Below are 22011 nucleotides of genomic sequence, written 5' to 3'. Positions count from 1 at the left end.
TTCAAAATCCGTTACACAGGTATTGGTAAGTAATTAATAAACTGCGTGATCCTTGGCGATTTTTCATAATTTGGGCTACTACTATGCGGTAAGTGATGGTGCCAAATAATGAAGTCTCCAGCGTTGGCCGCGATAGATTTCGTCGCGTACTTGCTAAAATCTTGTCGCAAATGGTCCGGCGTTTCTTTCAACCATTGAGAATATTGATTGTGAAAACCCGGTACGATGGTGAGTGCGCCTTGAGTTTCAGACGTATCCGTGAGGTAAAGAATACCTTGTGTTGAGAACTCTATTGGTTTCATGAAGTTGACATCTAAATGAATTGGTTGACCTTTATACGGTGCATTGGCATTTACGGGCGGGTTGAAACCACACTGATCGACAGACGGATAAATATCAGCAGATTGCCAAAGTTGGGAAAAAGCCTTTTTGATACGCACATTTTGGCGATTTTTAGACAGCAATTTATGGTATTTTAAGCTAACCCAAAGTCCTTGCGTGTTTCGACTTTTATGCCACGAGTCAGGATTTTGATAAGAAACCCCGATGTAATCGCAAATTAGCTCCCGGGTTGCCAAACAATCCTCAGGAGAAATCGCATTTCTTACAATCACATAACCATATTTATCCCAACAATCCAGGTCTTGTTCAGACAGCACATTCGGCATCGCTTCGATTTCACTAAACCATGATATTAACTCGGTTGAGTGTATCGTTTTCGAAATGTGGCTGTTAATACGCTCAACGATGTTGGTGTTAGGTTTACCCGCGATTTCAAGACACCAAAGCTCAAACTCTTGGAAACTGGGCTGCGCAGAGAGTAAATAATCCAGTGCATCACGAAAATTAATACCGAGCATGTCAAATACACTACGTTCCAATTCAAATTCAGCGCTAATTCCACTTGCGCTTTGATAGGGAGCATATTTCGACCACGTCCGCTTTAACTGCATTACGCCAAGCTGTCCGACTTCAGTTTCGCTCACCAAACTTGATGTAGAGGTCATACTTAGAAATTTCCTTATTAAAGTTTCAGTTCTACGTTACGTTAACTAAGTATAGCGAAAGACTATGCGTTTTTTTGAGCACGTAAAATGATGATAATCAACCCCAAGGCAAATTCAATTACAGCAGATAACAAAAAGACCGAACATGTCGGCCTTTTGTGTACGTCGTGTTGAGTTTCTAAACTAGCGAACGCCGAGTTGCTTTTCCTTTTCCGCCACGCTTGCCAAATATTCATCGAAAGTTCCGTGGAAACTTTCCACTTTCTTGTCTTTAATGTCGATGATACGTGTTGCCAATGAAGAAACAAACTCACGGTCATGGCTTACAAAAATAAGCGTGCCATCGAACAACTTCAGCGCGTTGTTTAACGCTTCAATTGCTTCCATGTCCATGTGGTTTGTCGGCTCATCCATCACAAGGACGTTGATGTCTTGCATCATTAACTTACCATACAATAAACGGTTTTTTTCTCCACCGGAGCAGTTACGTACTTTTTTATTTGCGTCGTCGGCGGTGAAAAGTAAACGACCTAACATGCCTCGCACCATTAAATCGTTATGTTTTGCCGTTCTCCACTGAGACATCCAATCAAATAAGGTAAGATCGTTATCGAAGTCTTCAGAACTGTCTTGAGGACAATATCCCAAAGCTGCATTTTCGGACCATTTGATAGTCCCTTCCATTGCTTCTAGTTCGCCAACTAAACACTTTAAAAACGTTGTTTTACCGACACCATTTTCACCAATGATAGCGAGCTTAGAGCCTGCCTCAAGAATTAAATCGCCTTTGCTAAATAATAGTTCGCCATCAAAGCCATGGCCGAAGTTTTCAAGTGTTAGTGCTTGGCGATGCATCTTCTTACTCTCGTTGAATCGGATGTAAGGCGCAACGCGACTACTCGCTTTTACTTCATCAAGCGTAATTTTTTCCATGCGTTTAGCACGTGAACTCGCTTGCTTTGCTTTTGACGCATTAGCACCGAAACGGTTAACGAAATCTTGAAGCTCTTCAATTTCAGATTGCTTTTTGGCATTTGACGAAAGCAATTGTTCACGCATCAACGTGGAGGCTTCAACGAATTTTTCATAGTTACCTGGATAAATTCGAAGTTCACCATAGTCAATATCTGCCATATGCGTACAGACTGCATTTAAGAAATGACGGTCATGCGAAATAATGATCATTGTGCATTTTCGTTGGTTCAATTCGTTTTCAAGCCAACCGATGGTATGAATGTCTAAGTTGTTGGTTGGTTCGTCGAGCAACAAAATATCAGGATTTGCAAACAGCGCTTGAGCAAGTAACACGCGAAGCTTCCAACCCGGTGCCACTTGCGACATTAAGCCAAAGTGGAACTCTTCTTCAATACCAGCTTTAAGTAGAATGTCTCCTGCTCTCGCTTCAGCACTGTAACCATCCATCTCACCGTATAGGCTTTCAAGTTCACCGACTTTCATGCCATCTTCTTCTGACATTTCAGGCAATGAATAAATTCTATCGCGCTCGTTTTTCACTTCCCAAAGCGCTTTATCGCCCATAATAACAGCGTCGATCACTGAGTATTGCTCGAAAGCAAACTGATCTTGGCTCAACACACCTAGCTTTAGACCAGGTTCAATCGAGACATTACCGGAAGTCGGTGACAACACGCCACTTAAGATCTTCATGAAAGTTGACTTTCCGCACCCATTCGCGCCGATTAGGCCATAGCGATTGCCGTTACCAAACTTCGCTGAAATGTTCTCAAAAAGTGGTTCTGCACCAAACTGCATGGTGATATTTGCGGTAGAAATCAAGTTGAAATACCTTAAGTGACTATCAAGTTAAAAGCGGATTGTTGTTCATTAGTTTGAACAAATTAGGGCGCGGATTATACAGAAAATATAGCGTTCCAGTCGAGCAATGAATCAGTTGTTTAACGTTTTAAACGCATGAAATAGTCTTCTTCACCTTCCCGTTCGATGGCAAAGCCTAGTCTTTCATATAGAATACGCGCAGGATTTTGCTTCAGTACTGAAAGCTGCACCTCAAGGATCTTTGGATCCTCTAGCAACTTTTCAATGACGCTTCGTCCAATCCCCTGATTTTGGTAGTGAGGTGATATCTGCAACTGGATAATTTCGAGCGTATTTCCATCAACAAACGATTTCACCATGCCTACAACGTCGCTATTTTCATTCAAAATAAGTTCTGCGTGCTCAAAGCAGTACCAAATGTGCATCTTGTGGTCATCATCAGACGGGGATTTTCCCATTGCTTCTAAATGTTCGGTCATCGTTGCTTTTCGAAGCGCAAGTAAAAAAGGTTCATCTTCTGATTTTACTGGCATGAATGTTAAATTCATCATTTACCTTATAAAATTGAATGAAACGCATAAAAAAAAAGCCGAAGATACACTTCGGCTTTTCTAATCTTAATTGGCTATTTCAGCCCACAAATCATATTCATCAGAGTGCGTAATTAAGCCTGTTACGACATCCCCTGGTTTAAGACCTGTTTCGCCGTTTAGGTAGACAAGTCCGTCAATCTCTGGCGCGTCCGCATATGTACGACCAATCGCGCCTTCTTCGTCAACTTCGTCTACTAAAATTTGCATTTTCGTACCAACGCGTTTTGCTAATCGAGCTTGGCTGATCGCTTGTTGTTTTAACATGAAACGTTCAAAACGATCTTGTTTAACCTCTTCTGGTACTTGATCTGCTAGTTCATTGGCTTTTGCACCTTCAACTGGCGAGTACTTAAAGCAACCTACTCTATCAAGCTGCGCTTCTTCTAACCAATCAAGCAGGATGTCAAAATCCTCTTCTGTTTCACCAGGAAAACCTACAATAAAGGTCGAACGGATCACCAGTTCTGGACAGAGTTCACGCCACTTTTTGATGCGCTCTAACGTGCGTTCTGCTTGGCCTGGACGTTTCATCATTTTCAATACACGTGGACTTGCGTGTTGGAAAGGAATATCCAGATACGGGAGCAATTTACCCTCAGCCATTAATGGGATGACATCGTCTACATGCGGATAAGGATAGACATAGTGAAGACGAGTCCAAATTCCTAGTTGGTTTAATGCCATGCACAGATTAAGCATATCGGTTTTGACCGGTTGACCATTCCAAAAGCCTGTACGGTGCTTAACGTCAACACCATACGCACTCGTATCTTGGCTTATTACCAACAACTCTTTTACACCCGCTTGTTTTAATCGCTCTGCTTCAGTAAGCACTTCACCAACAGGACGAGAAACTAAGTCACCGCGCATTGACGGGATGATACAGAATGTACAACGGTGGTTACAGCCTTCCGAAATTTTTAAGTACGCATAATGTTTAGGTGTCAATTTAATACCTTGATCTGGCACTAAACTTAAAAATGGAGAGCGTTCTGGGCGCGTCGTATACTTGTAAACGTGTTCCATGACATTTTCATACGCATGTGGACCTGTAATGCCGAGCACGTTTGGGTGAACCTGACGGATCTCGTCTTCTCGAGCACCTAAACAACCCGTAACAATTACCTTGCCATTTTCTTTTAGCGCCTCACCGATAGTGTCTAAAGACTCTTGCACTGCAGAATCAATAAAACCACAGGTGTTAACGATTACCACATCTGAATCGTTGTAGCTGCTCACGACTTCATAACCTTCGGTACGAAGTTGCGTTAAGATACGCTCAGAATCAACTAAGTTTTTTGGGCAACCCAAAGAAACGAAACCAACTTTAGAACCCATAGGCACATCACTTTCACCAATGCCTTGGTCAAGTTGCTTTTTTGCCGTTTCTAAGGTGGTGGTTTGTTTAGGATCAAACTGCTCAACAGACATTTACTTGCTCATATTTACGACGACGAAAGTGAAATTATACCTAATGCCTGACACCATCGCTACTAGCGACGAGAATGAAATAGGCTGTTTGGTACAAATTTAAATCATTCGTCGTGAATTTAAGTGGATAAGTCTTGTTTTTTTTAATCCTTGCCCCTATAAATACCAACGGGAAATGCTTGGGATAACCTGAATTATTTGGATTAAGTAACTGCTTTGGCGTACTTAGTGCCTTGTCACGCCTGTTATAAGTGACAATTCTAGTGTGTGAACAATGGACTAGAGGCCAGTACGGAATCAAAGTACGGAGCACTTAGTTAATACATTTATTTACTTGAGGTTATTTTATGAAACGAGTCGTGTTATTTCTCATTACCAACTTAGCCGTCATGCTCGTGCTCGGTATTGTTTTATCCGTACTGATGAGCGTTTTCGGTATCGACAACCGTAGCCTTGGCGGCATCTTAACTATCGCCGCTGTGTTTGGTTTCGGTGGTTCTTTTATTTCACTTTACATGTCCAAATGGATGGCAAAAAAGTCTACGGGTGCGATGGTCATTGAACAGCCGCGCAACGAGACAGAGCATTGGCTTATGTCTACCGTTGCTCGTCAGGCACAACAAGCTGGTATCAAAATGCCAGAAGTTGCCATATATGACAGCCCTGAGATGAACGCTTTCGCAACAGGTCCTAGTAAAAATAACAGCTTAGTTGCCGTTAGTACTGGCCTGTTACACACCATGACCAAAGATGAAGCGGAAGCCGTACTTGCGCACGAAGTGTCGCACGTTGCAAATGGCGACATGGTGACGCTAACACTTATTCAAGGCGTGGTGAACACGTTCGTTATTTTCATTTCGAAAGTGTTGGCGGGTATCGTTGATAACTTCTTAAACAGCAACGATGAAGAAGGTGAAAGCAGTGGCCATAGTTGGACTTACTTCCTGTTCGATATGGTGTTCCAACTGGTCTTTGGTATTTTAGCATCGATTGTTGTTGCGTATTTCAGCCGAAAACGTGAGTTTGCAGCAGATAGAGGTGCAGCAAACCTAGTTGGTGCACATAAAATGCGTGCTGCACTTGAACGCTTGCGTAGTAACCATGAATCTCAATTAGAAGGTTCGATGATGGCGTTTGGTATCGCTTCTGGAAAAAGTTTATCAGAAATGTTTGCGTCTCATCCGCCTCTAGAGGCGCGTATTAACGCACTTCGTTAAGTTGTAGAAAAAACGGCGCCTAGTGCGCCGTTCTTCTTTTTGCTGAAAAGATTTCCCCGCCCTGATGCAAATATAACGTCATTCCCGCTTTTCCTTCTTCAAACTTAATCGCCGCATCAAATGCTCGATAGAAAAATGAATCCGGCGATTCTGGGTAGATGTTGAGCAGAAATTGGTCACCAAACTTCGCTTTAAGCTGAGTACCTTCAAGTTTGATTTCCATTGGCACGCCAAATTCCAAGTCGTATACGCCAACAAAGCGTTTTTGTTGGGCCGCATCTAATTTAACTTGAACATGTTTTGGTGTTGATCGTATCTTCGCATTATCCTCTAGAAACGCCATTCCTAAATCGTCGTTTCCATCTCCACCCGAGTTTGCAAGTACCACCACCGCCTTTCTCGCTTGTTCGTCAAATCCGACAAATGAATAAAAACCGCCTGTCGAACCATTATGCCAATAGATTTTTTGCGCCTGCTCAACCGTCTTAATGTGCCAACCAAGCCCGATTTGAGTCCCGTCCCAGGCAACTTGCCTTGGTTTTTTAGTCTCATTGAACAGCGACGCTAAAATTGGGTCCTTACCATTGAAATGCGCGGCTAGAAATTGCATCAAGTCACTTGCTGTAGATAATAAAGCGCCAGCTCCATCAAGTAACCCATTTGGAAAATAGGCTGTGCGAACTTGTCCATGATGACCTTGCGCGAGATTGTTCGAATCGACGTTTTGTATACCGATAGCCGTACCATGCATGTTTAATGGCTCGGTAATAACCTGCTTAAGTAACGCGTTTAAACTTTTTCCCGTATTGAGTTCTAAAATATAGGCCAGCAACCCAAAGCCTAAATTTGAGTACGCGTATTCTGAATTTGGAGCAGACAAATCTTCTGGATTTCGAAGATACTCACATAATCCCTCGACACTGTAGCCTTCGGGATTAAAATTGTAGTACGGAGTCCCGTAATTTGTGGGCATTCTCGGCAGTCCAGCATGATGCGTTGCGAGCATCTCAAGCGTGATTCCTTTAAGTTTTTCAGACCGACAATCGGCGGGCAACAGAGAAAATACATCCGAGCTATAGCTCAATTGATTTAGTTTTACTTGATTTGCTAAAAGCGTGGCAACCATCACTTTTGTTATTGAGCCTATTTCGAATACGGTGTTTTCGTTCGGTAATTTTCCATCTTGGATGTCCGTTTTACCATAGGCCAAATAGTCGATGTTGCCGTTATCGTATAGCCCAACAACGATTGATGTAGACAACCCGTAATTTACACGCTCGACCATCGCCTTTTTTATTTCGGTGTGAATATCACTTGCGAAAGTGGAGAAAACCATCGTATTGAACATTGCTGCCACTACGGTTAATTTTGAGGAAAATCGATTCATATGCGGTGTAATTGTTATTGTTTTAGTTTGCCCCCGTTTATAACGCAATTTGTACTTTTCAGTTAATGAAATTGCATATGGGGGCTTAAAGATTTGTAACGGTTTATTTTCGATATGTCCGATTAGGGATTGTCGAATGAACGAATATGCAGTGCTAATGCACTGAGGTCGTCATCATTCGCTCTTTTGAAGTCATGAGACGATAAATAGCCTTCATAGCACTCGAAATATTTATCAATATTAGCTTCAATCAATTGAAAGGCTGAGTCTGAACCTGTGCCATGCATTGGCGATAGTTTGCTATGCAAATGGTCAACGCCATAGCCCTCAAAAAACATACCGCACCTTGCTACACCGTTAAGCGCTCTATCAAGTAAACACGCTACTTTCTTTGTCGCTATCATTAACGCAGACAAGACGTCATCCTCTTGCTCAAATGCGTAACTTGAGTAATGTTGCTTTGGTATCACAACAGTAAACCCTAGTGTATTAGGAAAAATAGACAAAAACGCTAAATGCTTTTCGTATTCCCAAACTTTGTGACAAGGTGCTTTACCAGCAACAATCTCGCAAAATATACAACTCATCGGCCACTCCTTTTTTTGAGTTTAAGTTACCACTTTGGACTCACGTAACAATAAGGTGATGATTAATGCACCTACCAGCATGACTGAAGAGATCAGTAAACAAACTTCTAAACCGAACTCAAGATAGGCCCACCCTGACAAAATAGTGCCAAGTAGCCGCCCTGCAGCATTGGACATATAGTAAAATCCGACATCAAGTGAAACGCCATCTTTGTCAGCCAATTTGACTATCAAATAACTGTGAAGTGAAGAGTTAATCGCAAAAACGGCGCCAAATATTAGCAGTCCAACCAAAAGCAATACACTTTCATTGAAATAATCAAGTTCAAGTGCCCAAGCTAACATGAAAGGCAGAATCGCCAGTAGCCCTACCCAAATTTGCGCATCTTTAAAGCTTTTTGCTATTGAGGCCGCACGTGTAAACCGAGGTGCAACGGTCTGTACAAAACCGTATCCGATCACCCACGCGGCCATAAATGAACCGACTTCGGTATACGACCAATGAAGTTGCTCGGCAAAATACACCGGTATCGCAACGACAAACCATACGTCTCGTGCGCCAAACAAAAGCAAACGAGCCGCAGATAACCGATTTACATTGTGGCTTTTAGAAAAAAGTTCTTTAAATTTTGGTTTATTCTTTTTCTTCCCAAGTTCGGCCTTTAAAAGCAGCAGACTGACGATCCAAGCCAAGATAATTAGGCTAAGCAGAATCAGAATTGACGGTGTAAAGCCAACCGTTGTGAGTAAAAGACCACCAAAGAAGAACCCCACACCTTTTAACGCGTTTTTAGACCCAGTGAGTCTCGCAACCCATCGATACAAACTTTGGTCTTGGTTTTCAGGAATAAATAGTTTTATAGCGCTCTTCGCACTCATTTTATTTAAGTCTTTCGCTATTCCTGACAATGCCTGCGCAGCCATAACGACAGGCACCGTTAACCAGGCATTCGGTACAAGTAATATACTAAGCGCCATGATTTGTAACACAAGTCCCAAATTCATGGTCTTGTTTAAACCCACACGCGCGCCAAGCCAACCACCAAATAGGTTGGTTATTACACCGAATAACTCATAAAACAAAAACAACGAAGCAACTTCTAACGCGTTATATCCAAGCTGATGGAAATAAAGTACCACAAGCATTCTGAGCGCTCCGTCCGTTAACGTAAACGCCCAGTAATTTCCAGTGATAACCGCATATTGCTTCAAGGCATCACGATTGACCATTAGACACCTTTAGCAATGACGAAACGCGTCAAATCAGCAACTCGGTTAGCGTAACCCCATTCGTTATCGTACCAAGCGTAGAGCTTCACTTGAGTGCCATTAATCACCATAGTAGAAAGCGCATCAACAATGGAGGAACGAGGGTCCGTTTTATAGTCAATCGACACTAACGGACGTGTTTCAAAACCAAGAATATCTTTTAATTCTCCCTCAGCCGCGTCATGAAGCCAGCCGTTAATTTCTTCGGCCGACGTTGCACGAGACACCTCAAACACACAATCCGTTATTGATGCGTTTGCCAATGGAACTCGAACTGCGTGGCCGTTCAACTTACCTTTCAATTCAGGGAAAATATGTGTAATTGCGGTCGCAGACCCCGTGGTGGTTGGAATTAAACTCATTCCACAAGCTCGTGCACGGCGTAGATCTTTGTGTGGCGCATCTAAAATAGTTTGTGTGTTTGTGATGTCGTGAATAGTTGTCATTGAACCATGGACTATCCCGATTTTCTCTTGTAGCACTTTGACAATTGGCGCCAAACAATTGGTCGTACATGACGCCGCGGTCACAATGTTGTGTTGCATAGGATCATAGAGGTGATGGTTAACGCCAAAAACGCAGTCTAAAACCCCCTCTTGCTTTACAGGCGCTGTTACGACGACACGTTTAACACCCTGCAAAAAGTAATCATTGAGTACTTTTTTGTCTTTATTTTTACCAGAGGCATCAATGACAACGTCACAGTGAGACCAATCAACATCAGCAATCGCTTTTTTGCTTGAAACAGAAATGTGGTGAGTACCTATAATCATCGCTTGCTGAGATGAATCAGTCTCATGGTGCCAACGCCCATGCACTGAATCAAACATTAAAAGATGCGCGAGCGTTTTTGCATCACCAGCAGGATCGTTAATGTGTACAATTTCAAGTTCTGGCGAGTCAAACAAAGCACGCATAGACAAACGACCCATACGGCCAAAACCGTTAATACCGATTTTTACTTTCATGTGATTACCTTACTTACAACAAGTTTGTTGACGGACTGGGCGCTCGCCCATTTGATTTAATTTGCGAATCGCGCTGTCAATGTTGCGTTGATTTTCTTTTACAACACGCGCAATAACGGCCTTTGCCCAAGGGGCGAGTTCTGGATGAATACGATAAAACACCCATTGTTTGTCTTTTATATCTTGAAGAATGTGGTGTTTACGGAGTAAAGATAGGTGACGCGATATCTTCGCTTGATGAATGTCTAGTGCTTCGACGAGTTCACAAACGCAAAGCTCTTCTTCTTGAAAAATCAACGTAATCAGTGCAAGACGAGTTTCATCGGATAAGCATTTAAAAAAATCTACCAGCATAAATGTATATATGGATAAGCGTATTTATGTTTATCATATACACTTTTCCATATATAGCAACTTCTCGCTAGTCAATCATGTTCTAAATCATGAGAATGACTTGACATACCAACAGGAGAAAAGAAAACCCAAGCCACCATTTAGCATAGCGATAGGCTTGTTCTGCATTGTGAAAACACTGTTCAGGCCTTGTCGGGTCAACCAAAATATGCGCTTTGCCAGAAAGATGAAAGTCGTTCCAAAGTCTTTCTCGAAATGCCATTTGGCATGTGAACTCTTTGTCCTTATATTGGTAGACAGCGAGTAAACTTGGTTCACCAAGCAATTCAAGCGGCCCTGTTTTATGTTGTTTTATCTTAGTTAACGAAATAACTTCAACTTGGCGCCATACCCGTTTTTTAAGCTTAACCCGACGTTGATACCATAAAGGGATCAACCCCAACACCATCATTGTCCCTATGATTATGAAGATAGACATAATTTAGCAAGCCTTATAGACATGGTGCGCGGTAATCAAATCAGCCAAAGCCGTGCCGACCGATTTAAAAATGGTGATGTCATTTTCATCGCGTTGAAATGGTTTTTTGCAAAGTTCGCTGAGTCTCAGCAAGAACACCGTCTTCGCTAAATGTGCCTTCTTGGATAGGGATTAATAACTCCCCTGCTTCATTCAGGACGTTAGCTCGACTATCAACAAATACTTTTCCACGCGTAATCGTAGCTGAATCACATTCGCGCGCGTCTCGATGATGATTGCCGAGCAAGTCGACATGCGTCCCTAATTTTAACCATTCTCCATTAAATAAAGGCTGGTGAGAACCTGTTGCAGTACAAATTACATCAGCTTGTGCAATAAGCGTTTTACTCGCTTTGTCACAGCATTCAATGCTAACGTTCGGAAATTCGCGCTTCACGAAATCACAAAGCGAAAGCGCCTTATCTAGATTGCGCGCAACAATGGTGATTTTTTCAAATGCTCGTACGGATAAGTGTGCTCTTATTAAATAGGGTGCTAGATTTCCTGACCCAAAAAGCACCAGTGTTTTAGCTTGAACTTTGGACAGGAGCTTCGATGCGAGTGCGGAAATTGCTGCTGTCCGCCAATAGGTCACGCTAGTACCATCGACTAATGCGAGCGGTACGCCATTTTCTCTCGAAAAAAGCATAATTTTAGAATAGAGAGAATCAAACCCTTGTTCACTGTTTTGTGGGAAGTAAGTAAAACTTTTAACGCCAATTACCGCTTCATTCCACGCTGGAAGCACCGCGAAAGCGTCGTGATTATTTGGACTAGCATCAAGCGGAAATACTAGCCTTTTTGGCATAGTCGCTGGCTTGCTAAAACCTTCTTTTAGCGTTTCAACTAAGTCTTCAAAATTCAAACACTGCTGAACTTGCTCATGAGATATTACTTTCATCCTTTACCACCGTATTGATTTTGGCGCATGAGTAATGAACTCAAATCCGTGTTCTGTAATAACCACATCATCTTCAAGCCTTACGCCACCAAAGTCGGGTAAATAAACCCCAGGTTCAATTGTTATCACGTTGCCAACTTCTAATTGATGATCGGTTGTACGATTAATAAACGGGAATTCATGAAGAAAAAGCCCAACACCGTGACCTAGCCCTTTCCCCATGTAACTTTCATAGCCAAACTTTTTTAATACGTTTTCAGACGTTGCATTTAATGTTTTGCAATCCAAACCTGAACGCAAAATATCAAAACAGCCCTGTTGCGCTTCTTCTACCGCACTAAAGATATGCTTTTGCTTTTCTGAAGGTTCGCCAAATACATAAGAACGCGTCATGTCAGAGCGATACCCATTAATCACCGCACCAAAATCAATTAGGACAAAGTCACCTTCGTTCAATGTTGTGTTACCCGGCTTGCCATGCGGAAGTGCGCTTCTCGCACCAAACAGCATGATAGTGTCAAACGAAACACCATCGGATCCGAGCCTTTTCATACGATAGTCAAGTTCGGTTGCTATTTCATGTTCGGTACAACCAGTGTCCATATGCTTAAGTGTTTCAGCGAGCGCTTCATCTGCGATGGCAGCTGCTTTTCGCATTGACGCCAGTTCCCAAGATGATTTCACCGCACGAAGAGATTCGATTAGCCCATTTTTGGCAGTAAGGGTGAGATGAGACAGGTCCTTCGCCACATCGTGCCAAATTGCAACAGAGATAAACGCGGATTCAAAACCCACCTTAGTTTCATCAACCAAAAACATTGCAATCGCCGCTCCTAGCGTTTGAGCCTCTCGGTCACGCTCATATATCTCTGCACCGTGAGTTTCTGTTTTTGCTCTTTCAAAATAGCGATAGTCGGTGATGAGCACATTGCCTGAAGGCTTGAGAATTAGGTAAGCCGCATTGCCACTGTAGCCGGTTAAATATCGAATATTTTCATACCCAAGAATGAGTTGTGCTTCTAAACCAGCTGAATGAATTTTTGTTAGTGCTTGAGCTTGTCTTTCTAGATACATTGCGTTCATTTAAAAATAAAACCGTCAGTTAGTGGATCATCATCTTCAAGAATAAATTCATGCTTGCCAGTAATGTAGGCCCTACCAGACACTTTAGGGATCACGGCGTCATAATTTGCATACTGTATACCACCTGTAACACTAACTTCAAAGCAATAACCGAGAATACTTTCAATTTCGATTGTGTCGTTTAACGCAACTGAACCTTGAGCATGTAATAACGCGGCTCGGGCACTTACACCGGTTCCCGTTGGGCTTCTATCCAACTCACCATCCGCAAATATACACACATGCTTACTGTGGCTAGACGGTTCGTTTGTCTGTTTTGAAGAATAGAAAATGACGCCGTATAAGAAGCTCAGTTCTGAGTCATTGGGATGTATGCATGATAACGTGTGCGCTATTTCACATTTAAGCGCGGATCCAAGCTGTTTAAGCACTTGATGGTTTTCTGTACTCAAATCTATGTCATGCAAATCGGCATCAATGAACGCATAAAAAGCGCCGCCGAACGCGACGTCGAAAGTATAGCGTACACCGCTAACCTCGACTTTTAATTCAGTTTTATAAACAAAACTTGGTACGTTAATAAACTCGGCAAATTTCCCCATACTTTTTGAGATGACTAATCCAGCCGGCGTATCTATTCTGAGCGTTTCTCCTATCCCAATGTGGCCAATTTTATAGGCCAACTGAGTCAGAGCAATAATCGCATGACCACACATCGTGCTGTAGCCTTCATTATGTGTAAAAAGCACACCAAAATCACTGTCATCGCGCTCCTTGCCGACTAAAATCGCACCATACATATCGGCATGGCCTCGAGGCTCAAACATTAATTGTTTACGTAAGCTATCGTGATTTTCTAAACAGTCTTTGCGCTTATCCACAATACGTCGGCCACTAAGCTCTGGAAAACCTTTGTAAATGATACGAAGTGGCTCACCTGCAGTGTGCATATCAATCGTGTGAATTCCAGCAGTTGCAATTAACGCGCTATGTTCAATTTGTTGTGTGAACTTAATCATTTAGTACTCCAATGAAAAATGCCGAGACTCAAAGAGCCCGACATTGACTTTACTAAAAACAACCAGTACATCCATGTACACATCTAACACAGGGAAATTGCTTAGAACGTGAGTCGAGCGACGAAAGAGACAAAGCGTTCTTCTTGGCGCTCAGTGACGAGGCCATAGTTCGGATTCAATGCTACGCCATTGTCTCCGTAGTACGTACGTTCCTCGTTAATGTTGGTCGCTGAATCAGAATCAAGTAAGTTGTATACCGTGCCTTTCAACGTTAAATCGTTACCGTAAATTTCGGTTTGATATGCAATAGACATATCAATGTTTGTAACCCAAGGTAAATTGCCTGCACTCCCACGAGGTGCCGGATTACCATTTTCATCGTAGTGAGAAGCGTGATCATAATATACGCTCACACAATCTTCCCACGGCGAACCTGCCGCACAGCTATCAACACCTGCTGGGTGCACTGAGAAATAGCTTTTTGGACGCCCAGATGTAGTGCGAGCCACAAGACCTAACGTTAAATCGTCAGTTAAACGATATGAACCAGAGAACTTAATCGAATGACGGTGATCATTTGGAAGGCTGCCGTAACTGTGGTCCATCAAGTCCGCATAGTCATATGACGTTGTCCAACCTGGGTCGGCTTGGTTATTGTCTGTTTTAACGAGACCTTCAGTGTTTCCATAACTCTTTGACCACGTGTAAGACGAGTTAAAGCGCAAATCGTCGTTCAAATTCCCTTCAAGCGTCAGCTCAACAGCTAAATAGCGGCGCTTTGGCTTTGGTAAAGCAAGTTCTTCAGAGGTCAGCGTGACGTTATCAATCTCACCATCGCCATTGAAATCGTAAGACATCAAAATGTCTTCACCTGGGTTATTTAAAACGTAGTACGAACTTTGCCCAACGTTATCAACAATACCCAGTTCAGCGAGTTTCTTCGCAAGAACTGGCGCAACGTCAGTATCTTCAAGGCTGCGACCTAAATTGCGATAAATACCTCGGATCCCAGCCTTCATACCATCGCCAAATTCTTGTTCATAACCCAATGTAAATTCATCTGAATACATTGGCTTCAATGAACTCGAAGCGATAAGGCCTGGCTCAGTAATACCGCGTTGGCGCCAGCGTTTATCTCTCAACATATCGCCGCGGCTTGGTGAACCGTCTGCAAGTAAAACAGGGTGACCTGCGCCATCAACCTCATCCAAAGCAAAATATTCAAACCATTCAACTGACGCTGAACCTTGAGTAATGTTCATGTTTGCTGATACCGGTTGGAAATAACGTCCATAAGTCGCGAATACCTTCGCACTACCATCACCATGTAAGTCATAAATTGCTTGTAAGCGAGGCGCGAACTGTTCATCCAGTTTCGCGAATGAACGACCATCCGTAACGGTGTTTTCAAACTCGCTGTATCTCAAACCTAAATTCAACACAAGTTGATCATTCACTTGCCAAGAGTCATTGATGTAAACCGCTTTAGACTTAACGTCGGAATCGACATCACGAGTACGTACACGGCGCTCAATGTATGGCGAGCCTTCTACAGCACCTGAAATATCATTAGCACCCGCGTTTTTAATTGACCACCACCCTTCAGCCTCACCGATCCCGTTTTGACCTTCATGGAATTTCACACTTACGTTGGTGTAATCCACGCCGAATTGTAACGAGTGGTCATCCAAATCCCATGAGAAATCTAAGCGAGCTTGGTCGCGGACAAACTTTTGTTCTTTTACGCTTGAAGCAGTGTGCGCGCTCAGTATCACCGTACCATCTTGATAGTCATAAACACTCGGATCTGTCGATGCTACAACGTTTTCCACGTTCTCCGTTACGCGACCAACCACTGCAGTCATTGAGAAGGTGTCTGTGATATAACCGGAATAATTAAGGCTTAGTACTTTACCGCCATCTTCACCCGGAGCATCAACGCCTTTTTGAGTGCCGACGACGTTTGATTCCCATTCATAATCAAATGTTTTTTGAGTCCACGTACGTTTGTTGTTCATCGCCGAAAAACCAATAGAGTGATCTTCGTTGATAAACCAGTCTAACTTTGCAAACCAACGATCTTCATCTCGGTCACGTGATGTTTTGGTTGTTTGTTCAGCCCATTCTTGTTGCTCTCGTCTCGGTGCGAAAAGAGCGTAGCCAAACACTTTATCTTCAATCAGCGCACCACTTGCCCAAATCTGGAACTCTTTAAAATCGTAGTACGATTGCTGCTCATTCGTGTCAATAGTTCCGTTTACTTGGTAAACCGAATCTTGCTGTTCGCGAAGTGATTTAGGATCCCAACGTGTTTCGATGCCAAAATCGAAATCGTTGTCACCCGATTTAGAGACCGCATTAATAATCCCGCCTAGTGCTCCGCCAAATTCAGGACTCACACCGCCAGTTTTAATTTGTGTTTGTGCGACTGCTTCCCAAGGTAATCGAATCGCACCAAGGCCTGTGCGGATACTCGTTACATTGAGACCGTTAAAATAGTAGCTATTTTCTGCCGCGGATGAACCACCGAAACTTGAAGTATTTTTGAAGTTGTCACCACCAGGTAACGCCGTACCCGGTGCCATTAATGCCATGTTTTCAAAGCCCGTACTGACTGGCATTAATCGCAAGTCATTGTCGGTAATCGTGATGCCAGCCGTCGAACTCGCCATATCAACACGTCGAATTGCAGCACCCGTTACAGCGATACGTTCCATCGAACCTTGTTGTTGCATCGCCACATCAAGCACAACAGCTTGACCAACGGTTACAGATACGTCTTGTTGAATGACTTGCTCATAACCATCCTTTACGATGCTTACATCATAAATACCAACAGGTAAATTACGCAGAATGTAATCCCCTTCGCCATTTGTGACCACCGTGTATTTGAGGCCTTTTGACTTGTGAGAAAACGTCAAAGTTGCGCCAACAAGTTCCGACCCAGTCACGTTTTCAATGTGACCACGTACTACACTGTTGCCGTCAGCTGCATGCGCTGGCATTTGCCAAACCAATGCACCTGTTAACGCAGTTGCTATTGCTAAAGAAGTTAAAGATCGCGCGGGTAGAAGGCGATTTTTATTATTGCTCTTCATCTCTTGTCCTTTGTTTTTATCATGGGTAATTACATTCTGTTGATGAACAAAAGATACACACATTACATATTGTATACAATATATTTTAGTTTGTTTTTTGCAAAAATATTTCAGAAAGCTGCTATCTAGCTGTTTTAACTATTATAATTGTCAAATAGAACCTAAATATCTGACCTGTACTGTTACTTAGCCCAATGAATTGACAGGTAAATTTCTGGGCAAGAAATGAAATGTGAAAGAAATCAATTCAAATTAATCGACTTTTTGGAATGGTGTTATGGTGGCTAAATGCTGTTATCAGTGTTTGGGCTGTTCGCACCTGCACCGCTCGAGTGCCTGTGCGACCTTGAAATAAAAAAGAGCACTGAGTGCCCTTTTCCTAAATGCTTACTTGTTTTCGATTTTCACAAGTAGATGCTTGATATCTTCTTTCGCTCCGAGAATGTGCTTTTTCAAATAGTCACATGCTTCATCGACCTTTTTCGCTTTACACAACTCAAGCAATTGACGATGTTCTTCTGGCGCGGTTTTAATACCACCGGCGAGCAAGATGTGCATACGCACATATCGTTCTGAGTTTTTGCTGTATACCGCCACAAGTTCTTTTGTCTGCGGACGCTCAGCTTTGCTGTATAACTTTCCGTGAAACTCAGCATTGAGCTTACCAGTCGCTAATTGAGTGTCTCCCGCTTCCGTCGCTGCTTCCAAATCAAATAAAATCGCTTCCGCTTCAAGAAGATCTCTCGGCGTAAGATTTGTAATAGAGTGGCGGAGTAATTCAGCTTCTAACAATGCTCTTAAGTCAAAGATTTCATCGATTTGATCGGAGTTGAGCTGAGTTGCCGTTGCTCCTTTATGAGCTTCAAAATTAACGAGTTCCTTCTGCTTCTAACTGCAGTAGCGCCTCACGTACAGGAATACGGCTTACGTTAAGCTCCGCAGCAAGCGCGGCTTGACGCAGAGGCTCTCCCGCTTTAATTTCACCCGAGAGAATTTTTTCACGAATTGCTTCTGCAACTAACTGTGTTCTTGTTTTATGCTCAATCGCCATAAAGCACTCTTTTTAAATACAATCTCGCATACATTATACATAATAAAATCGTATTACCAATCCTAAAACAAATGTTGCGTAAAACAGTCTAACAAAAACCAAAAAAGAGGTAATTCAGTCAGATTGAATTACCTCTTGGGGTGCTACTTAAAATACGCCTATCGCTTACAGCCAGTGTATTTGTAACGGCAATATTAGCGTCCTTGATAACAGATTGGACGAACAAAACGTAAAAGCGCGCCAGAGCCTACAGAGGTGCTGCGAACATCACTCGAGGACGGAAAGGGTCCACCATGGTTCATCGAGCAGCACACTTCAACACCCGTTGGCATTTGATTGAAGATCAATCGACCCACAGCATACTGCAACCACTCGATCAACGCTTGATTACGTGATATGGCCAATTCATTCCCATGGACTGACGCCGTTAGTTGGCCTTCTAATTGACTGACGAATTGGAACAACTCAGCTTCGTCTTGATAAGTTACGATAACCGCTTGCGGGCCAAACACTTCTTCATGTAATGCCTTCGTTTCAAGATATGTTTCTAGATCTGTCTTGAAAACATGCGGTGTTGCATGAAACGATTCAACTTCTAAACCCTTCGCTAACAACGAAACGTTGTTTAGTTTTAGTCTCGCTTCAATTGCACTTTTGTAACTCGAAACAATTGCTGGCGTTAACAATGTGTCTGATTTACTTGCCTCAATACTTTCTTTTATTTCGTCAATTAGACGCGCTTCGCGATTGTGAACGAGCCAAACGCCCGGACTTGTACAAAACTGTCCATTTCCCATAAGCATAGATTGAACTAATGCGTGTCCTAACCCAATTTGAGCATCGTCGATACTTGCAGAAAGCACAAACTGCGGGTTTACAGAGCCTAGTTCACCATAAAACGGAATAGCTTCTGTACGCTGGTTGATCGTTTCAATTAGTTTTTTGGCTACATTTAACGATCCTGTAAAACCAACCGCTTTTACAAATGGATGAGCGACAAGCTGATGAGAAATTTCGTAGTGTTTAGCTTGGATCATTGAAAACACGCCTTTGGGCATATTGCATTTTTTAATTGCCGCTTCGATAGCGCGAGTAATAAGCTCTGAAGTACCGGGATGTGCGGTATGACTTTTCATAACAACTGGACAACCGGCTGCGAGCGCAGAAGCCGTGTCACCGCCCGCCGTTGAAAATGCATATGGGAAATTTGAAGCACCAAATACAGCGACAACACCTACAGGCAAATAATCAAGTTCCAACTGAGGCTTTGGCAAAGGCGCTCTGTCAGGCTCTGCCTGATCAAATTCGCGTAATCGATAAAGTACGTTGTTTTCTTTGCCCAACTCGGATGCGAAAAAACGTAACTGATTAACCGTTCGGCCTCGTTCACCTTGAAGTCGCATCATCGGCAAGTTTGTCTCTTGATGCGTTGTTTCAAGTAACTTATCACCGAGCTTTTCAATTTCGTCAGCAATACAATTTAGAAAAGCAGATTTTTGTTCGCGTGTCGTTTGTCGATATTCAATAAATGCGCGTTGAGCCTGATTGATCGCATCCGCGACCATCAACTCTGTTGCATTAAAAAACGGGGTTTCTAGCGCGCAGTTTTGGCTTGGCGAAAACGCATTAAATACGCCATTTGTCGCGTCACCTTGCCAAATACCTGCAATAAATGATTTTCCTGATAGCATAATTTAACGCCTTTTATATAACTTGAAATCCAAATGCATACGGATCTGCATCATCGATTGTGATTGCGTTTTTACCCGTCATGCGTGCCCAACCACGAATACTCGGTAAAATCGCGGCTTTACCAGCCACTTCAGTCAGGCCTTCAACTTTTCCGATAAACTGGCTACCAATGTAGCTTTCATGAACAAACTCATCACCCTCGCTGAGTAATCCCTTTGCAAAACGTTGCGCCATCCGCGCGGAAGTACCTGTCCCACAAGGCGAGCGGTCAATCGCTTTATCACCGTAAAACACAGCATTGGCACCGTCGGAATTTTGATGTTTACACTGGCCCGTCCAAAGTAAATGAGACGCTCCACGCACGGTACTATCAAGTGGGTGAATGCAATCCAGTGAATCATTGATGATTTGCCGCACAATAGGGCTGAAATGCAATATTTTTGATGCATCCCAATGCTCGATACCCGGAAAATTAGCTTGCGGTTCCACGATTATGTAAAAGTTTCCGCCATAAGCGATATCAACGGTGAGTCTCGCCTAAATCAGGCACATTAATTTTCACGTTTTCATGCAACAGAAACGAAGGCACATTGTAGAGTTTTACCCATTCAACTTTGTCGCCGACACGATGGAATTCTGCGTTGACACGCCCTGCTGGCGTGTCAATTTTAAGCTCATTAGGGCTTTTCGCTGTCAGAAGACCACTTTCAAGCGCAAACGTTAATGTACCGATCAATCCATGTCCACACATAGGAAGACAACCAGACGTTTCAACGAACAAGACACTCGCGTCCCCATCGACCGTGGTCGGTGGATAAATAAATGAACCCGACATCATGTCATGCCCACGAGGCTCAAACATAAGTCCTGTTCGTATCCAATCAAATTCCTTTAGAAAGTGCTGGCGTTTATCGCTCATTGTCGCACCGAGCAAATTCGGATGGCCGCTGGTGATCAGTCGCACAGGATTTCCACATGTGTGACCATCTAGGCAGAAAAAAGTCCCCTTACGCATAGGCTTAATCCAAATTAAATTTGCTTAGGTCGATACGATTAGACATAGCCTTGTCGTACATTGCGTTGATTTGTGCTTTTTCGTCATTGGTAAGTGGCAAACGAGGTGCACGAACGGTTTCTTTGCCGCGACCCGCTAACTGTTCCGCGTACTTAATGCATTGAACCAACGTTGGAATGGTATCTAGACGAAGTAATGGTAAGAACCAGCGCCATATCTCAAGCGCTTCTTCATAACGTCTTTGTTTCGCGAGTGTGTAGATTGCTACTGATTCTTTTGGAAAGACGTTAGTTAAACCTGAAATCCAGCCGTGTGCGCCGAGCATTAAACTTTCAAGTGCAATGTCATCAACACCACAAAATACCGTAAAGCGATCACCAAATTCGTTTGCTAACTCCGTTAATCGGCGCGTATCTGTTGTCGATTCTTTTATTGCAACAATGTTTTTCTCATCAGCCAGTACTTTCATACTCTCAAGGCCTAAATCGACCCCATACGTCACCGGGTTGTTGTAGATCATGATAGGAAGTGAAGTTGCACGTGCAATCAGTTGGTAATGGTGAATAGCCTCTCGTTCAGTTGAACGGTACACCATACCCGGCAACACCATTAAACCGTCGACACCAATCTCTTCCGCTGCTTGAACAAACTCAATGGCGAATTGCGTGGTTGTTTCTGCTACACCGCTGATCACAGGTATGCGGCCTGCCACTAGTTCTTTTGCTCTACGAAGTACTTCACGCTTCTCTTCGATGCGTAACGAACAGTTTTCTCCAACCGTCCCCATGACTATGACACCGTGAATACCGTCTTCTATAAGTGCTTCAATCATGTTCGCCGTTGCATCAAAGTTTATGCTTCCGTCGTCATTAAATTGGGTTGTCACAGCAGGATATACACCGTGCCAGTTAATAGTAGGGTTAGCCATCTGAGCTAAAGCCATTTTGTCTTCCTCATTAAATGCGCATCGTGAGTTGAATTATGTGTGTCACTAAACGCGGATTGAACTTGAAACATGCATGCTT

General features: G+C 43.0%; 16 protein-coding genes and 3 pseudogenes. 1 reads left to right on the top strand and 18 read right to left on the bottom strand.

All coding sequences use genetic code 11. The annotated features are described in order from the left end of the window. Positions 1 to 11: 11 nt before the first annotated feature. From J5O05_RS01305 to rimO, 4 genes are all read right to left on the bottom strand, one after another. Entirely contained in the window at positions 12 to 1007 is a 996-nt protein-coding gene (locus tag J5O05_RS01305; RefSeq protein WP_208843266.1) for a phytanoyl-CoA dioxygenase family protein, read from the bottom strand. Between the two features lie 183 nt (positions 1008 to 1190). Next, positions 1191 to 2804: an ABC-F family ATPase gene (locus J5O05_RS01300; protein ID WP_208843265.1), complete on the bottom strand. Its 1614-nt coding sequence runs from the start codon at positions 2802 to 2804 to the stop codon at positions 1191 to 1193. 119 nt (positions 2805 to 2923) lie between these two features. Beyond that, on the bottom strand, positions 2924 to 3337 hold the full coding sequence (locus J5O05_RS01295) for a GNAT family N-acetyltransferase (RefSeq protein ID WP_208843264.1): 414 nt from the start codon (positions 3335 to 3337) through the stop codon (positions 2924 to 2926). Positions 3338 to 3421: 84 nt separating this feature from the next. Then, on the bottom strand, positions 3422 to 4828 hold the full coding sequence (rimO, locus tag J5O05_RS01290; RefSeq protein WP_208843263.1) for a 30S ribosomal protein S12 methylthiotransferase RimO: 1407 nt from the start codon (positions 4826 to 4828) through the stop codon (positions 3422 to 3424). A 347-nt stretch (positions 4829 to 5175) separates the two neighbouring features. On the opposite strand from rimO, the gene htpX reads away from it, so the two are divergent. After that, the gene (htpX, locus tag J5O05_RS01285) at positions 5176 to 6045 is read left to right on the top strand and encodes a protease HtpX (protein ID WP_208843262.1); all 870 of its coding nucleotides are present in this window, start codon (positions 5176 to 5178) and stop codon (positions 6043 to 6045) included. Between the two features lie 19 nt (positions 6046 to 6064). On the opposite strand, the gene J5O05_RS01280 is transcribed toward htpX, so the two are convergent. The 14 genes and pseudogenes from J5O05_RS01280 to dapA all read right to left on the bottom strand — a co-directional run bounded on the left by J5O05_RS01280 (position 6065) and on the right by dapA (position 21929). Then, positions 6065 to 7393, bottom strand: a complete 1329-nt coding sequence (locus tag J5O05_RS01280; RefSeq protein ID WP_208843261.1) for a serine hydrolase — start codon at positions 7391 to 7393, stop codon at positions 6065 to 6067. 161 nt (positions 7394 to 7554) lie between these two features. Beyond that, the gene (locus tag J5O05_RS01275) at positions 7555 to 8019 is read right to left on the bottom strand and encodes an HIT family protein (RefSeq protein WP_208843260.1); all 465 of its coding nucleotides are present in this window, start codon (positions 8017 to 8019) and stop codon (positions 7555 to 7557) included. A gap of 21 nt (positions 8020 to 8040) precedes the next feature. Continuing rightward, positions 8041 to 9249 (bottom strand): organoarsenical effux MFS transporter ArsJ, encoded by a 1209-nt coding sequence (gene arsJ, locus J5O05_RS01270; protein ID WP_208843259.1) that lies wholly within the window; start codon positions 9247 to 9249, stop codon positions 8041 to 8043. Next, on the bottom strand, positions 9249 to 10256 hold the full coding sequence (locus J5O05_RS01265) for an ArsJ-associated glyceraldehyde-3-phosphate dehydrogenase (protein WP_208843258.1): 1008 nt from the start codon (positions 10254 to 10256) through the stop codon (positions 9249 to 9251). The genes arsJ and J5O05_RS01265 overlap by 1 nt, the downstream gene beginning before the upstream one ends. A gap of 9 nt (positions 10257 to 10265) precedes the next feature. After that, positions 10266 to 10610: a metalloregulator ArsR/SmtB family transcription factor gene (locus J5O05_RS01260; protein WP_208843257.1), complete on the bottom strand. Its 345-nt coding sequence runs from the start codon at positions 10608 to 10610 to the stop codon at positions 10266 to 10268. An 82-nt stretch (positions 10611 to 10692) separates the two neighbouring features. Further along, positions 10693 to 11088, bottom strand: a complete 396-nt coding sequence (locus J5O05_RS01255) for a hypothetical protein (RefSeq protein ID WP_208843256.1) — start codon at positions 11086 to 11088, stop codon at positions 10693 to 10695. 3 nt (positions 11089 to 11091) lie between these two features. Continuing rightward, positions 11092 to 12028 (bottom strand): annotated as a pseudogene (gene lhpI / locus J5O05_RS01250) (bifunctional Delta(1)-pyrroline-2-carboxylate/Delta(1)-piperideine-2-carboxylate reductase). Between the two features lie 3 nt (positions 12029 to 12031). Further along, positions 12032 to 13111 carry a M24 family metallopeptidase gene (locus J5O05_RS01245; protein ID WP_208843255.1) on the bottom strand — a complete coding sequence of 360 codons (1080 nt, stop codon included), beginning with the start codon at positions 13109 to 13111 and terminating at the stop codon, positions 12032 to 12034. Continuing rightward, entirely contained in the window at positions 13108 to 14130 is a 1023-nt protein-coding gene (locus tag J5O05_RS01240; RefSeq protein WP_208843254.1) for a proline racemase family protein, read from the bottom strand. Before J5O05_RS01240 ends, J5O05_RS01245 begins: the two co-directional genes overlap by 4 nt. A gap of 101 nt (positions 14131 to 14231) precedes the next feature. Next, the gene (locus tag J5O05_RS01235) at positions 14232 to 17228 is read right to left on the bottom strand and encodes a TonB-dependent receptor (protein ID WP_208843253.1); all 2997 of its coding nucleotides are present in this window, start codon (positions 17226 to 17228) and stop codon (positions 14232 to 14234) included. A gap of 387 nt (positions 17229 to 17615) precedes the next feature. Further along, positions 17616 to 18279, bottom strand: a pseudogene (locus J5O05_RS01230) (GntR family transcriptional regulator). 194 nt (positions 18280 to 18473) lie between these two features. Further along, positions 18474 to 19970, bottom strand: coding sequence for an aldehyde dehydrogenase (NADP(+)) (locus J5O05_RS01225; protein ID WP_425281508.1), 1497 nt, complete (start codon positions 19968 to 19970; stop codon positions 18474 to 18476). Positions 19971 to 19983: 13 nt separating this feature from the next. After that, positions 19984 to 20986: pseudogene (locus tag J5O05_RS01220) on the bottom strand (4-hydroxyproline epimerase). A 4-nt stretch (positions 20987 to 20990) separates the two neighbouring features. After that, positions 20991 to 21929, bottom strand: a complete 939-nt coding sequence (dapA, locus tag J5O05_RS01215; protein ID WP_208843252.1) for a 4-hydroxy-tetrahydrodipicolinate synthase — start codon at positions 21927 to 21929, stop codon at positions 20991 to 20993. Between the last annotated feature and the right edge of the window lie 82 nt (positions 21930 to 22011).

Source organism: Pseudoalteromonas xiamenensis (assembly GCF_017638925.1).
Taxonomy (GTDB): domain Bacteria; phylum Pseudomonadota; class Gammaproteobacteria; order Enterobacterales; family Alteromonadaceae; genus Pseudoalteromonas; species Pseudoalteromonas xiamenensis.
This window is presented reverse-complemented; position numbering and strand designations above follow the sequence as displayed.

Coding starts and splice junctions, on each gene's coding strand:
- J5O05_RS01305 (WP_208843266.1), bottom strand. CDS start 1,007: ATGACCTCTACATCAAGTTTGGTGAGCGAAACTGAAGTCGGACAGCTT.
- J5O05_RS01295 (WP_208843264.1), bottom strand. CDS start 3,337: ATGCCAGTAAAATCAGAAGATGAACCTTTTTTACTTGCGCTTCGAAAA.
- rimO (WP_208843263.1), bottom strand. CDS start 4,828: ATGTCTGTTGAGCAGTTTGATCCTAAACAAACCACCACCTTAGAAACG.
- htpX (WP_208843262.1), top strand. CDS start 5,176: ATGAAACGAGTCGTGTTATTTCTCATTACCAACTTAGCCGTCATGCTC.
- J5O05_RS01280 (WP_208843261.1), bottom strand. CDS start 7,393: ATGTTCAATACGATGGTTTTCTCCACTTTCGCAAGTGATATTCACACC.
- J5O05_RS01275 (WP_208843260.1), bottom strand. CDS start 8,019: ATGAGTTGTATATTTTGCGAGATTGTTGCTGGTAAAGCACCTTGTCAC.
- arsJ (WP_208843259.1), bottom strand. CDS start 9,249: ATGGTCAATCGTGATGCCTTGAAGCAATATGCGGTTATCACTGGAAAT.
- J5O05_RS01265 (WP_208843258.1), bottom strand. CDS start 10,256: ATGAAAGTAAAAATCGGTATTAACGGTTTTGGCCGTATGGGTCGTTTG.
- J5O05_RS01260 (WP_208843257.1), bottom strand. CDS start 10,610: ATGCTGGTAGATTTTTTTAAATGCTTATCCGATGAAACTCGTCTTGCA.
- J5O05_RS01255 (WP_208843256.1), bottom strand. CDS start 11,088: ATGTCTATCTTCATAATCATAGGGACAATGATGGTGTTGGGGTTGATC.
- J5O05_RS01245 (WP_208843255.1), bottom strand. CDS start 13,111: ATGAACGCAATGTATCTAGAAAGACAAGCTCAAGCACTAACAAAAATT.
- J5O05_RS01240 (WP_208843254.1), bottom strand. CDS start 14,130: ATGATTAAGTTCACACAACAAATTGAACATAGCGCGTTAATTGCAACT.
- J5O05_RS01235 (WP_208843253.1), bottom strand. CDS start 17,228: ATGAAGAGCAATAATAAAAATCGCCTTCTACCCGCGCGATCTTTAACT.
- J5O05_RS01225 (WP_425281508.1), bottom strand. CDS start 19,970: ATGCTATCAGGAAAATCATTTATTGCAGGTATTTGGCAAGGTGACGCG.
- dapA (WP_208843252.1), bottom strand. CDS start 21,929: ATGGCTTTAGCTCAGATGGCTAACCCTACTATTAACTGGCACGGTGTA.